A 15,069-nucleotide genomic window follows, 5' to 3' on the forward strand; every position below is an offset into this window, starting at 1 on the left:
ATTTTATATTTAATTATTTTAAAAAAAATTAATATTTATTAATACGAAGAGGTGAACTTATGAAAAAATGGAATAAATCATTAAAAAATATATTTAGTGTTATTCTAGTTGTTATTATGTTGGTTAGCTTACCATCTTGCAAATCTAATAAAGAAACAAAATCTAATCAAAAGGATTTAAACATATTTATAGATACAACTGATGAATATTCTTCCGAAGTAATTAAGTTTTTGATAGAAGATTTTAAAAAAGACAATCCGGATTTTGAAATAAAACTTAATGATACATTAGGTGATAAAACTGATATTATGGAAAAAATTAATATAGGTACAAAAATTGATGTGATTTTTAGTGATAGGAATACTCTTATTGAACTTAATAAAAGAGGGGTTTTAAGTGATTTGCAAGACACTTATTCCAGTAATGCTATAAGTGATAGATATTATAAAATTATGGGTTCTTATGGAAGAATAGGAGATAAGTATTATGGTATAGGAGTTGTACCATATTCTATAGAGTTACTTTATAATAAAGCAAATCTAGAAAAACTAAAAATATCAAATCCTAAGAATTCAGAGGAATGGTTAAATATATTAAAACAAATTAATGATAAGGGAATAAAAACTCCAGTTGTGCTTACAGAAAATATTGATGCCAATGGATATATATTTTCATTACTTGGGAGCAAAATGATAAACATTCATGAGGTTGAGCAGAGTTATGATAGTGGTGAGGAATCCTATAAAAAATTAACAAATGTGCAGGGAATATTTAATGAATTCAACGACCTTACAAAAAATAATACAATTACTAAAAATAGTTTTGAGTTAGGTAATCAACAAACTATTAGTAACTTTAATAGTAGTGATTCACCGCTTCTAATATGTACTTCTTATTTTAACACTAAGCTCACCGGAAGTAATATTGGTTTAATAGAAAATTATGATAACGGTTCTAATGTGCCTATTATAATCAATTCCATATTAAGTGTTCCTTTAAATGCAAAAAATGCGGATAACGCCAATGCTTTTATTAAATATATATACAATGATGAGGTTCAAGCGAAAATTGTCCAAAAGGGTATTATAAGTGGAAATAAAATTGCAAATAATAAAATATCCGGTATTGGTAAATTAATGGTGCAACATATGTATAAAGCCAATGATAATAGCATGGTTATATTATATAATTTACCTAAAATTATTAAAAATAATGTGCTTATAACTTTGAAGCGAATTTTAGATGGTGGTTATAACTCTAAAGAATGGGAAAATATAATAAAAGAAAGTTATAAATAAACACACAAAAGGAGCATGAATAAATTTCATGCTCCTTTTGTGTTTTAAATATTTTTTAGTAAATTATTTTTTGCACTTTTCACACAAACCATAAAAATATATTTTACTATCTAAAACTTCATAGCTGGTATACTGTTTTACATCTTCATTTATATTTGAAAAACGTATGCCTTCTATGTCATCAACCCTACCACAACTTAAACATTGTATATGAGGGTGAGTTACCATATTTCCATCATATCTAAAATTACCTTCACCTACGTTAAGTTCTATTATTAATTCAACTTCTACAAGTGTTTTTAATGCCTTATAAACTGTAGCCAAACTCATAGTAGGATATGTTGGTTGTAGGGCATTGTAAATTACTTCTGCGCATGGGTGTTCTTTTGTTGACTGAAGATACTTATAAACAGCGATACGCTGAGGTGTAAGTTTTAATTTTTTTTCTTTAAACACTGCCGTAATGTTATTCATATACACCATCCTATAATATTATTAATCTTATAGTTTTTATTATATAATAAAAATTATTACTTGTCAAAAAAATAATTGAACAAAATTAATAAAAATATTAAATTTTTTTTTGTTTTTAATTCATTTATAGATTAAGTTACATATATTAGTATTAGAGAGAGGGGCGCTGATATTTTGAAAAAAACCTACGTATTGGACACCAATGTTATTCTATATTCACCCAGTGCTATATTATCTTTTGGAGATAATGATGTAATAATACCCGAAGTTGTATTAGAGGAATTAGATAGTTTTAAGAAAGATAAAAGTGATTTAGGAGCTAATGCCAGATATGCATCAAGACTTATTGATAAACTTCGCAAGCAAGGGAAACTAAATGAGGGTATTGATTTAGAAAGTGGGGGAAGACTTAGAGTAGAAATGAACCACTATGATACTAAAATTCCTGCTTCTTGGAATAGTGAAAAAGCAGACAATAGAATATTGCAGGTATGTAAAGCGCTTAAAGAGCAAGGCGAAGATGTATGGCTAATAACTAAAGATATATTTCAACGTATAAAGGCAGATGCTTTAGATATAAGTGTTGAAGATTATTATGAAAAATTTGTACCAGAATATGATAATCAGTATACAGGAAGATTGGAGGTATTTGTATCTCCAGAAAAACTTCAGGAGTTTTATAGCAATAGAAGTTTAGAAATTAGTGCCTTACTTAAATATGATGAGGAAACAGGTGAATATACGACTCCGTTTTTATATATAAATCAATTTTTAATAATTCATTCAATGGAAAATTTAAAACAAACCGCATTAGGTAGATATGACGGGAAAAATGTAGTACCACTTTATTATAAAGATAGTAATCCTTTAGGAGTAATGCCAAGAAATGTAGGGCAGAGATTTATGCTGGAAGCTTTAAGTACCAACGCAATAAAAGCTCCACTCGTAATTGTTAAAGGTCCCGCAGGAACAGCTAAAACACTATTTTCACTAGCAGTAGGGCTTCAAAAAATATTACAGGGAAATGATGAACACCACCCTGGTGGTGAGCACCACCTTGGTGGTGAACATTACAGAAGAATTTTAATTTGTAGACCTAATATTACTCTGGATGAGGAGATTGGATTCTTACCTGGGACAGAGCAAGAAAAAATATCACCATTTATGAGGCCGATATTCGATAATTTAGAGATACTTGTGGAATCTGATGAAAAGGAACGTTACAAAAATGAGAAGCAATTATTAGATAAGATAAAAGACTTGTTTGATAGGAGAATTATAACCACTGAAGCTGTTGCTTATCTTAGAGGTAGATCAATAGTGAAAAATTGGGTAATTATAGATGAAGCACAAAATTTGTCGCCAAAACAAGTTAAAGCAATAATAACTAGAGTTGGTGAGGGGACTAAGTTAATTCTTATTGGTGACCCAGAACAAATAGATCATCCTTTCCTTGATTCAAGATCAAATGGATTGTGTTATGCCTCTGAAAAAATGAAGGGCAGTGATTTGTGTTATCAAGTAACACTAAAATATGATGAATGTGAGAGATCTCCTCTGGCATATGAAGCATCAAAAATATTATAAATAACGATTTTAGTCAAGAGAGTATAGAATTTATACTCTCTTTTTCCATATAATTATCATAAAATTGCACTATTCACAAAAATTACATTTAAATTTTGTATTCAAACAATAAGTTTTAATGTACAATGTGATAGTACATAATAAAGAAAAGGATGGGTAACATGAGAAAAATAAAAAAAAGTAAAAGAAACAAAACACGTACAAGCACACTTGTTTTATTATTTATAGTATTTGAAATTACTTTTACAGCAATTACTGGCCCATTTATGGTTTATTATGGTCCCTTTAAAAATGTAAAGACTACTGTAGTAGGTGCAGCAATGACTACCCTCACATTACAGTGGATGGCAACAACATTTTTATCGGCTGATAAAATAAAAGAAATTATGAGTGGACAAACGGTAGCAGCTTTAGTTCAAGATAATTCGAATTCTGCAGTAACCATAGAAAATAAAAATGATAATAGTATTGAAAGATATGAGGTAACAGGAGCTAAATTCAGAGGATATGCACTAATAATTAAGGACCCAACTAGGTTAAAAGTAGGTTATAGTAGTAAACTTGGTCAAGAAGGGCAGATAACTAGTGATATTGCAAAAGACAATAATGCTATTGCGGCCATTAATGGTGGTGGATTTGTAGATCAAGATTCTGGGTCAAAATGGACAGGCACGGGAGCTAACCCAACTGGAATTATAATGACCAATGGAAAAACTATTTTTAATAATATAAAAAATGTAAATGCAAAAACAGCTATTGTAGCATTAACTAAAAAGGGGAATTTGTTAGTTGGTCCTCATAGTCTTAAAGAGATGAAAGCAGCTGGAGTAACTGAAGCTGTATCTTTTGGACCAGCGCTTATAGTTAATGGACAGAAAACTATAACTAATGGTGATGGTGGCTGGGGAATAGCACCTAGAACAGCAATTGCACAAAGAAAAGATGGAGCGATAATATTATTAGTTATTGACGGTAGACAAAGGACCAGTCTAGGGGCTACACTTCGAGAGGTTCAAGATAGATTGTTTGATCTTGGTGCGGTTAATGCTTCGAACTTAGATGGTGGTTCTTCTTCTACATTGTATTATAACGATGAAATTATAAACAGCCCATCAGATAGCCTAGGTGAAAGATCTGTGCCATCAATTATGTATATAGAAAAGAGAGAATAAATTGAAATTTTAGCTCAGGATATTTTAAATTAAAGGAGAAACTTTATGAAATGGTGGAAAAGAATAAGTATATGGATATTAGTATCTTTAACTGTGCAGTGTTTAGGACTCTTTTATATTGATCATTATTTTTTAGCTACTGATTCAAAAGTGGTTACTAAAAAGGTTGTAGAAGATAAAAACGTGCAAGAAAAAAGCATTGATATTACAGTTCCAACAGACGCAGAAAAAACATTAGTGTCGTATGATGCTAAATATTTATCATATTTTCAAGATGAACAATTAAAAATTGTTAATTGTAAGGATGGAAAGGTTAAAACTATAAAGGCGGAGGATGGAGCTAAAATTTGTTTTTCTGAATGGCTTCCAGATAGAAACAGAATGTTATTGGTAGAGAAAAAAAGCAGTGATAATTCTAGTAACTTAATATTATATTCTTATGATGTATCAAAAGATGAAAAAGTAAAGTCAAAAGATCTAGCTTGGGGTGGCACAAACGCTTTGGTAGAAGATATTCAATTATCAACTTTAACGGGAGTTACATACGTAAAGGTTTCAAGTGACAATGAGGGCAGTATTATATATAGAATTGATAGAAATGCAGATATGTCAAAAATTAATACAATACCTAAATTTGTGAGTAATATAGCATTAGTGCGTCATGAAGATAAACTTATTTATGAGGGATCAGTTTATAATAAAATATACGTTACGAGTCGCCAAGAACCTATAAGTATTAATGGCGTAGATAAGCTTAAGTTAATTGGTACTGATAGTGATGATAATGTGTATATTGGGCAATTAAAAGATGATTTGGTAAGCAAAGTTTATTACGGTAAAACATCTCAAGATATTAACAAATGGAAATCAGTTAATCTGAAGATACCTTGTAGTAAAGAGAATTTATTTATATCTTCTGATGATAAAGTCTATCAAAATGATGAGCTTAGAGGTGTATTAAAAGATATTAAATCTGGCTCTCAAACTACTTATAAAGGAAAGCTATTACAGTTATCTACTAAAGGCGTAGTATCCTTAGTAGATAATAAAATATCTTTTATTCCATTTAAGTAAAAGAAATTTTGAACTATGCCTTTGGCATAGTTTTTTATTTGCTAAGAACATTTAAATAATATATTATTTTATTTTAATAATATTAAATTCAAAATAACAATAAACTTTGTTATAATAGGTAATAGACTTCAAAAAAATAAAGATCAAAAATATCTTAGCAGAGAAAGTAACAATAAGTTGTTATATATGAGGCATTAATATGAGGAGGAATAAATATGGATACACAACAAATATTAGATAAGATTTTGATGATACCAGCAATTTTATTAGCATTTACTTTTCATGAGTATGCACATGCAATAACAGCAGATAGGTTAGGCGATAAGACTCCCAGATTTCAAGGAAGACTTACGCTAAATCCAATTGTTCATATAGATCCAATAGGATTTATTTTAATTTTAATAATGGGGTTCGGATGGGCAAAACCTATACAGACAAATCCCAGTGCATTTAAAAATTATTATAAGGATGACTTAAAAGTTTCAGTGGCGGGTCCACTGGCCAATTTAATTCTAGGTTTTATATTTGCGATTTTGACAGTATTATTTTCTAATTTCATGCCAAATAATGAAGGAATATATATGATTATTCAACAGATACTAATGATTACTTCGTATCTAAATTGTATATTATTTTTTCTTAATTTAGTACCAGTTCCAGGCTTTGATGGATTCCATATAATTAGGGATTTGTTCCCAAAGTTTTTTTATAATTTATCAGATTCTATTATTAGATATCAATTTCTTATATTTATGGTGTTAATATTGCCTATATTACCTAATGGACAATCAGTTTTCACTTATCTTGTTCAAGTGCCAGGGTTGTGGTTATTTACTCGCTTTACAGATATTGCAGGAATGTTATAATAATAAAGTGAATTTTATAGAAATTAATATTTTAAATATTTTGAATTAAGGAGAAAATATATGCGTTTAAGAAAAAAATATTGGGCTAGGCCAGAGCTAGAGTCTAGTCATATTGTAATAACAGATCAATATGCTTATACAGGAAAATGGAGTGAAGAATTTAAAAATGGAAATGAAATACATTTAGAACTTGGCTGTGGTAAAGGCAAATTTATAGCGGAAAAGTCTAAAAAAAATCCTAATATTAATTTTATAGGTATGGATTTAAAAGATGAAGTGTTAGTGTTTGCGCTTAGAAAAGTATTAGAAGTAAGAGAAGTTCAAGGAGTGCAGAATATAAATGTACGGCTTATGCCAATAAACATTGCGTTTATTGATGATGTATTCCAAAAGGATGAGATAAGTAGAATCTATATAAATTTCTGCAATCCTTGGCCAAAAGACAGGCATAACAAAAGGAGATTAACTCATACTAAGTTCTTAACGAATTACAAGAAATTCTTAAAACCAGGATCTGAAATATGGTTCAAAACAGATGATGTAGAATTATTTGAAAACTCATTAGAATATTTTAAAGAATCTGGGTTCAAAATATTATTTTCAACCTATGACCTTCATAACAGTGATTTTAAAGATAATGTAGTTACAGAATACGAAGCAAAATTTGCAGGGTTAGGCATGAAAGCTATGTTTTTGCAGGCTAAATTAATTGAAGATAATTAATGCAATCAGTATGAAATTTCTCCTGCTTGACGTGAAATAAAAACTTGAAACGTGAAATCCCATTAAGGAATTCTAATCTTTTACAAATATAAAATTCTCTACCTCTGGGTCGTTCTCTGGGGGACATAACAATTATTAATTGTTATGCGCTCACACTCGACGTCCTGTCTCGGGTTCGCTAGACTGACTTCCTGTCAGTCTTACGAGAATTTTATATTGGTAAAAGAAGAATTTCTAAATAGGATTTCAATTGTTTCTGCGCTTCTTATTTCACGTCACTCCCGGAGAAACTTCATACTATATCGTATTTACGCTAATATGTATCTATTATGGATAGTGACTATAAAAAAAATTATCCACATTGTTTTCCGCATACTTTTTCCTATATAATTAAAAACAATTACAAATATAATTAAAAATAACTACTAAACACTGGAAATTCTTATTTATTGACATAGTTAATATAATGTTATAAACTTAATTGTATAAAACTACATTAAACTAGAGTATATTAGATATTATTAATTTGAATAAATTTTGTTTTATATTAGCATATTATCATAAAATTGAATATATGTTTTTAGGTGCCTTTTATTAATCCAGCTACTTTAGTAGATCAGCTACTTTAGTAGATGAATTGATAGGGTGAAAAGGGAATGTGGTGTAAGTCCACAGCAGCCCCCGCTACTGTAATTGATTTCGACCTTTTATAACACCCGTAAGGGCATGGATAAAAGAGAAGGCAGAAATCAAAAGCCAGGAGACCTGCCTAAAATCAGTAATATTAAGCTTTCGGCGGGAAAGAACTTGTAGAATTAAAGTTAGTGCAATGAAAAATTGTACTTAACAGCAGGTGCTAAAGCCTGCTGTTTTTTATTTTGAAAAAAACATATAAGCAAAAGAATACATAAAGGAAGAAAGGAGAATAAGTAATGGCTAAGATAATGGTTCAAGGAACCGCTTCATCTGTAGGAAAGAGTATATTAGTGACAGCGCTTTGCAGAATTTTTGTTCAAGATGGGTTTTCTGTATGTCCTTTTAAGTCACAGAACATGTCTCTTAATTCCTATATTACATTGGATGGAAAAGAAATGGGACGTGCACAGGTCCTTCAAGCTTATGCAGCTGGCATTGAGCCAGAGGTTTTTATGAACCCAATATTATTAAAACCTACATCAGACAAAAAATGCCAAATTATCGTTAATGGAAAAGTTTTTGGAAATAGTACAGCAATGGAATATCATAATATGAAATTAGAATTTAAAGATATGTTAAAAAAGCAGTTTTCGAAGCTTGAAAAAAACTTTGATATTATAGTAATGGAAGGAGCAGGTAGCCCTGCTGAAATTAATTTAAGAGATAGAGATATAGTAAATATGGGAATGGCAGAACTTATAGATGCTCCTGTAATACTTGCGGGAGATATAGATAAAGGTGGAGTATTTGCATCACTTGCAGGAACTATGCTTTTACTTAGCGATAACGAGAAAAAAAGAGTTAAAGCAACTATTATAAATAAATTTAGAGGTGATGTAGAAATATTAAAGCCAGGGCTTACCATGCTTGAGGACATTATACATATTCCTTGCATTGGTGTAGTACCTTACTTTAGATTGGATTTAGAGGATGAAGACGGTGCAGTAGAATTTAATAAAAAAATAACAGCACCTATTGATGTTGTTGTAATAAAGCTTCCGCATATATCAAATTTCACAGATTTAGATGCCTTAAAGGGTGAAGAGGATGTATCAGTTAGATTTGTTACAAATAAATCAGAACTAGGGAATCCAGACTTACTTATATTACCGGGAACTAAAAATACTATAAATGACTTAATTACTTTAAGAGATTCAGGGCTTGAAGATGCTATAAAGAAATATAGCTTTGATGGCAATATATTAGGCATTTGTGGAGGATATCAAATGCTTGGAAACAGCTTAAGTGATCCAGAAGGTCTTGAGGGAAGTTTTGAAAAAATAGAAGGTATGAAGCTTTTAGACATAGATACTGTATTTGAAAATGAAAAAATAACTACAAGAGTTAAGGCTAAGAGCATTAATATGGGTGTTGAAACCTATGGTTATGAAATTCATATGGGTAAATGTATCTATGGGAATAAGGCAGAGACACTATTTGAGATATATGATAGAAAAGGTGGAAGCCCCTCTCTTGAAGGTGATAATATTTCATCATTTGATGGTGCAATTAATGCAAGTGGAAATGTTATGGGTACATATATTCATGGAGTCTTTGATGGGGTAGAGTTTAGAGAATATATGATTAACAATTTAAGAATAAAAAAAGGATTTGAACCTAAAAAATCTAAGCCCTATGAAAGTATAAGAGAAAAAGAACTAGACAAGTTAGCAGACATAGTTAGAGATAGTATTGACATGGATGCCATCTATAAAATCATTGGATTAAAAAGCAAGAAAAGTTAGGGACACTTAAGAACAATTGTCCTTTTGGAAAAAATTAGAGCAATATAAGATTGTGAGGAATTAATATGGAAATACTATTTAAGGCAAACATAATAGATTTAATATTAGCAGTTATGTTAGATTTATTAATTGGAGACCCATATTGGTTTCCTCATCCAGTGATTTATATAGGAAAACTTATTTCTAAATTAGATAAGTTAGGAAGAAACATATGTAAAACTAATAAGCAGATTAAAGTTTTTGGAGGAGCTATTGTAGTTATAGTAGCATTTTCTAGCTTTTTAGTACCATTTTTAATTTTACAAATTTCTAAAGAGGTTTTTTGGTTATACCATATTCTAAATATAATATTAATTTGGACAACAATAGCGGCGAAATGCCTCCACACGGAAGGTTTAAAGGTATATGATTCTTTGGTTAAAAATGATATTTATGATGCAAGATTAAAATTATCCTACATAGTAGGGAGAGATACAAAAAACCTTAGTGAATATGAAATAATAAGAGCGGATGTAGAAACTATTGCAGAGAATACATCGGATGGGGTTGTTGCTCCGATTCTTTATGCAATACTAGGGGGAGCTCCTTTAGCTATGATGTACAAGGGTATAAATACCATGGATTCAATGCTTGGATATATGAATAAAAAATATAAATATATTGGATTCTTTCCAGCTAAAACGGATGACGTATTTAATTTTGTGCCTGCGAGAATAACAGGTTTTTTAATTTGTTTATCAGCGCCAATTGTAAAGGGAAATATTATGGATAGTTTAAAAGTAATGTTGAGAGATAGAAAAAATCATAAAAGTCCTAATTGTGCCTATCCAGAAGGAGCAGTAGCAGGTGCTATGAAAGTTCAATTAGGGGGTACAAATGTATATTTTGGGGAAAAAATGTATAAACCAACTATAGGAAATAAAATTAAGGATTTGGGTCAAGAGCATATAATAGATACAATAAAATTAATGTATGGGGCAATGTTTTGTTTATTGATAATATATATATTATATGAAATGTGTCTAATTTTAAAATATAAAATATAAAATATAAAAATATACGTAAAAGTTAAGTATTTTGGAGATGATATTATGATACAGCTTATAGGACTAAAACATGATGTAAAGATAGAAATTAGAGAAAAACTTTCTATTATACCAAAACGTCAAGAAAGATGTTTAGAGGCTCTTTTAAATATTTGTGAAGAGGCAGTTATTTTAAGCACCTGTAATAGGACGGAGATTTATTTTAAATCCACTGACGAGGATATTATAAATAAGATTTTTAAAGCGCTAAATTGGGATGAATCTTTAATAAAGTATGTAGTAAGTTATAAGGACGAAAAAGCAATAGAACACCTAATGGAGGTGGTCTGCGGCTTTGATTCACTATTACTTGGAGAGGATCAAATTTTAGGGCAAGTTAGGGATGCTTATGAAATGTCAAAAGCTTTGAAATCAAATAAAAAACAACTTCAAAGACTATTTGAAAGTGCTATCGCTTGTGGCAAGCAATTTAGAACTATATCTAAGATAAGTGAAATTCCTGTTTCATCATCATCAATGGTAGTTAAAAATGCAATAGACAGGGGTCACAAAAATTTTATGATTTTAGGTTATGGAGCGGTAGGGGAATTAACCTCAAAATATATACTAGAAGGTCAAATAGATATATTATATATTGCTGTTAGAGATGCGCTAAAGGTTAATATAGAAGACCCAAGGGTTAAAATAATACCATTTATAGATATAAATAAATATTATGCAAATGTAGATTGTGTTATATCTTGTACCTCGGCTCCCCATACTGTTATTCATTTAAATGAGTTACCTAATAAGTCTTTATTATTATTCGATTTAGCAGTACCAAGGGATATTGAACAAGAGGTAAATGAAAATCCACTCTACGAAGTATATGACATAGATATGCTAGGAGACATCCATGATATAAATTATAAAAGAAGAAAATCCTCAATGAAAAATAATAGGTTCATTGTGGATAAAGCCATAAAAGAATATATAGAGTGGAAAGCTATAGAGGAGTTATCACCTTTTATAAAAAGGATAAAATCAAATGGTGAAGATGTTTATAAAGAAAGACTAGAGACTTTTAAGCATAAGAAAAAGACTAAGGACAATGAAAAATTAGCAGAGGTACTACTAAAAAGCACTTCAAATGCCTTTGTAAACAGAGCTATAGTTGTATTAAAGGAGGAACATTTGAAGGGGAGGTCTAAAGAATGCGAGGACATATTAAGCAGGATTTTCCAGCTTTAAATTATACAATGATTTCACTTCTCTCAAATAAAGTTAATATACTTATTATTGGTGGAGGAGAAGCAGCTTTTATAAAATGTAGAACTTTTTCAAATGGAGGCTGTAATATTACAGTAGTGTCAAAAGAATTCTGCCTAGATTTTGAAAAGCTTAATGATATGCCAAATGTAAAACTAATAAAAGCTGAATATGAAAAGAGTTATGTGGACAATAATCATATTGTTATTATTGCTACAGATAATAAACTTACAAATAAGGCTATAAAAAAATATTGTGATGATAAAAGTAAGTTATATTTAAACTGTGAGGATTATAAACAGGGTCTATTTGTAACCCCTGTTCAAAAGAATACATCTAATATGAAATTTGCATTACATACTAAAAACGGTAGCCCCAAAACTACACTTTTCATGTCTAAAGTTATAGAAGATAAACTTAGAGAATATGAAGATTTTATAGATTATACTTGTAGTATAAGAAACATGGTTAAATTTATGAATTGCAAAAAAGAGATTATGAGTTTTGTATGTAGTGAAGATTTCAACTTTTTTTATATTAAGGGAGCACAAAATGGTATTTTAGAAATGTTTTATGGAACTGAAACTTAGAAAGTTTGGAGTCAAAGGTGATGTTAGCAACAAAGTTGATGGCAGCAACAAAGTTGATATCAGCAACAAAGTTGATCAGCAACAAGGTTGCTGTCAGCAACGAAGTTGATCAGCAACAAGGTTGCTGAGTAAAGGAGTGAGAGGTTTTGAAAATTAATATAGGGACTAGAAGAAGTGAGCTGGCACAGGTTCAAGCGAATACCATTATTGCTTTAATCAAAGAAAAGTTTGATTTAGATGGTGAAAAGGTACTTATTGAAACTAAGGGAGATAAGATTTTAAATGTCACTTTAGATAAAATAGGGGGAAAGGGACTTTTTGTAAAGGAAATAGAAGTTGCAATGTTAGATCAAAAAGCTGATATGGCAGTACATAGCATGAAAGATGTGCCCTATGATGTACCTGAGGAGTTTGAAATAGTGGCTATACCACTTAGAGAAGATGTTCGTGATGCATTTGTTGCATTTAACAACATTAGCTTTTACGACCTACCTAAGGGCGCAAGAATAGGTACTAGTAGTATAAGACGTGCCACTCAAATTAAGCTAATAAGGCCAGATGTAGAAATCGTACCTATAAGGGGTAATGTTCAAACTAGAATATCAAAAATAGAAAAGGAAAATCTTGACGGTATAATACTGGCAGCGGCAGGGCTTAAAAGGCTTGGAATGGAAAAGATAATTACTAATTATTTTGACGTAATGGAGATTGTACCAGCAATAGCCCAAGGAGCTCTCGGAATTGAAATGGTTAAAAGTCATCCGCAAATATCATTAATTAGAAAACTAGATAACTATGATGCTAGAATTTGTGTAGATGCAGAAAGAAGTTTTATGGCGACTCTAAATGGAGATTGTCATGATTGTATAGGCGCATATGCGTATCTTGATAACGACCTTATGCACATGCTTGGAGTGTACAGAGTTAGTGGAAAAATAGTTAAGAAGCAACTATCTGGAGATAAAAATAGCTATATAAAGCTAGGCGAGTTACTAGCTAAAAAGATATTAAAGGATAATTAAAAAACGCAAAACAGAAAGGGGATACCAATGGGAGAGGTTTATTTAATGGGAGTCGGTCCAGGAGATGCAGAACTTATAACCCTAAAAGCAATAAGATTGCTTGGAAAATGTACAGCAGTTATGTATGATAGGTTAGCAAGCACTAGTGTACTTAAATATTTAAAAGAAGATTGTGAAATATATTATTGTGGAAAAGAGCCAGGATGCCATTATAAAACTCAAGAAGAAATAAATGAAATGCTAGTGTTATTAGCTAAAAAAGGGCACGTAGTTGGAAGAATAAAAGGTGGAGATCCCTTTGTATTCGGGCGTGGTGGCGAGGAAGCAATAGCTCTTATAGAAGAAAATATAGAATTTGAAGTTATACCTGGAATAACATCACCAATAGCAGTACTAAATTATGCGGGAATACCTATCACTCACAGAGGTATAGCACAAAGTTTCCACGTTTTTACAGCAATGACGGCAGAAAAACTTAATATAGACTGGGATGCAGTGTCAAGGCTAACCGGAACTTTAGTTTTTATGATGGGTTTTAAAAACTTAGAAAAGATAACAGAAAATCTTATATCTAATGGAAAAAGCCAAGATACCCCCTGCGCGGTAATAATGAGAGGAACTACATCAAAACAAAAAAAAGTAGTAGGTACTCTAGAAGATATTTTAATTAAGGTGCAAAAGTCAGAAATATCATCTCCTTGTATTATTGTAGTTGGAGAAGTAGTTAAATTTAATGATAAATTTAACTGGTACGAGAAGAAACCATTGTTTGGTAAAAATATTTGTATAACTAGGTCCATTGCTCAATCAAAGGAATTAAGGGAAACATTAACAGATCTAGGAGCAGAAGTTCTTGAGATAAATTCCATTGAATTTAAGAATACTACATATAACCTAGATGATTACAGAGCAAAGTTTATGGAATATGATTTTTTAACTTTAACCAGTGTAAATGGAGTGAATTTCTTTTTTGATTATTTAAAAGATATGGAATTTGATTTGAGAGATCTTAAAGTTAAAATTGCAGCCATTGGTCCAGCTACTGCAAAGGCTATTAAAAATCGAGGTGTTATGCCGGCCATCGTAGCTGACCATTTTGTCGCCGAGAGTTTGTTTGATAAAATGAAGACCTTTGTAAAAGCAGGAGACAAAGTGCTTGTACCTAGGTCAAAAGGTTCAAGGCCTTATTTGGTAGAAGCATTAAGAGATTTTGGATGTTATGTTGATGAAGTGTTTACTTATCAAACATTATGTGGCAAATTACAAACTGGAAATGAAATTAAAGATGTGGATTTAATAGTCTTTACTTCACCTTCAACAGTTAAAAACATGATTACATTGGTAGGGCTTGATCTTATAAAATCAAAAACATCACTTGCTATAGGACCTATAACTGCAAAGGAACTTAAAGGTAATGGAATAGATGCAACTATTTGTGATGTTTATAGCGTCCAGGGAGTTATAGAAAAACTTTTGAAAATGTAAAACTAGATTAGTGGATATTTATTAACATTAAAGATGATAATTA

13 protein-coding genes and 1 riboswitch are annotated in these 15,069 nt (G+C 30.6%); of the genes, 12 read left to right on the top strand and 1 reads right to left on the bottom strand.

Translation table 11 applies throughout. The annotated features are described in order from the left end of the window. Positions 1-59 precede the first annotated feature (59 nt). A complete protein-coding gene (locus VIM70_RS07185) occupies positions 60-1,298 on the top strand; it encodes an ABC transporter substrate-binding protein (RefSeq protein ID WP_331945064.1) in 1,239 nt (412 codons plus the stop codon). A gap of 63 nt (positions 1,299-1,361) precedes the next feature. Here the strand turns inward: VIM70_RS07185 and VIM70_RS07190 are convergent, their stop codons facing one another. Next, positions 1,362-1,772: a Fur family transcriptional regulator gene (locus VIM70_RS07190; protein ID WP_331945065.1), complete on the bottom strand. Its 411-nt coding sequence runs from the start codon at positions 1,770-1,772 to the stop codon at positions 1,362-1,364. Positions 1,773-1,946: 174 nt separating this feature from the next. On the opposite strand from VIM70_RS07190, the gene VIM70_RS07195 reads away from it, so the two are divergent. The 11 genes from VIM70_RS07195 to cobA all read left to right on the top strand — a co-directional run bounded on the left by VIM70_RS07195 (position 1,947) and on the right by cobA (position 15,026). Continuing rightward, on the top strand, positions 1,947-3,359 hold the full coding sequence (locus tag VIM70_RS07195; RefSeq protein WP_331945066.1) for a PhoH family protein: 1,413 nt from the start codon (positions 1,947-1,949) through the stop codon (positions 3,357-3,359). A 161-nt stretch (positions 3,360-3,520) separates the two neighbouring features. Continuing rightward, entirely contained in the window at positions 3,521-4,531 is a 1,011-nt protein-coding gene (locus VIM70_RS07200; protein WP_331945067.1) for a phosphodiester glycosidase family protein, read from the top strand. Positions 4,532-4,576: 45 nt separating this feature from the next. After that, the gene (locus tag VIM70_RS07205) at positions 4,577-5,605 is read left to right on the top strand and encodes a hypothetical protein (RefSeq protein ID WP_331945068.1); all 1,029 of its coding nucleotides are present in this window, start codon (positions 4,577-4,579) and stop codon (positions 5,603-5,605) included. A 215-nt stretch (positions 5,606-5,820) separates the two neighbouring features. Beyond that, positions 5,821-6,471, top strand: coding sequence for a site-2 protease family protein (locus tag VIM70_RS07210; protein ID WP_331945069.1), 651 nt, complete (start codon positions 5,821-5,823; stop codon positions 6,469-6,471). Positions 6,472-6,531: 60 nt separating this feature from the next. Continuing rightward, entirely contained in the window at positions 6,532-7,194 is a 663-nt protein-coding gene (gene trmB / locus VIM70_RS07215) for a tRNA (guanosine(46)-N7)-methyltransferase TrmB (protein WP_331945070.1), read from the top strand. Between the two features lie 578 nt (positions 7,195-7,772). After that, a riboswitch (cobalamin riboswitch) is annotated at positions 7,773-7,970 on the top strand. A 156-nt stretch (positions 7,971-8,126) separates the two neighbouring features. Next, positions 8,127-9,635, top strand: a complete 1,509-nt coding sequence (locus VIM70_RS07220; protein WP_331945071.1) for a cobyric acid synthase — start codon at positions 8,127-8,129, stop codon at positions 9,633-9,635. A gap of 89 nt (positions 9,636-9,724) precedes the next feature. Then, positions 9,725-10,681, top strand: a complete 957-nt coding sequence (gene cbiB, locus VIM70_RS07225; protein WP_331945148.1) for an adenosylcobinamide-phosphate synthase CbiB — start codon at positions 9,725-9,727, stop codon at positions 10,679-10,681. A gap of 45 nt (positions 10,682-10,726) precedes the next feature. Next, positions 10,727-11,911: a glutamyl-tRNA reductase gene (gene hemA, locus VIM70_RS07230; RefSeq protein WP_331945072.1), complete on the top strand. Its 1,185-nt coding sequence runs from the start codon at positions 10,727-10,729 to the stop codon at positions 11,909-11,911. After that, positions 11,875-12,519, top strand: a complete 645-nt coding sequence (locus VIM70_RS07235; protein ID WP_331945073.1) for an NAD(P)-dependent oxidoreductase — start codon at positions 11,875-11,877, stop codon at positions 12,517-12,519. The genes hemA and VIM70_RS07235 overlap by 37 nt, the downstream gene beginning before the upstream one ends. Before the next feature lie 146 nt (positions 12,520-12,665). Continuing rightward, on the top strand, positions 12,666-13,541 hold the full coding sequence (gene hemC, locus VIM70_RS07240; RefSeq protein ID WP_331945074.1) for a hydroxymethylbilane synthase: 876 nt from the start codon (positions 12,666-12,668) through the stop codon (positions 13,539-13,541). 27 nt (positions 13,542-13,568) lie between these two features. Beyond that, positions 13,569-15,026: a uroporphyrinogen-III C-methyltransferase gene (gene cobA, locus VIM70_RS07245; RefSeq protein ID WP_331945075.1), complete on the top strand. Its 1,458-nt coding sequence runs from the start codon at positions 13,569-13,571 to the stop codon at positions 15,024-15,026. Positions 15,027-15,069: the final 43 nt, after the last annotated feature.

The sequence above is a fragment of the Clostridium sp. genome (assembly GCF_036569345.1).
GTDB lineage: Bacteria > Bacillota > Clostridia > Clostridiales > Clostridiaceae > Clostridium_AD.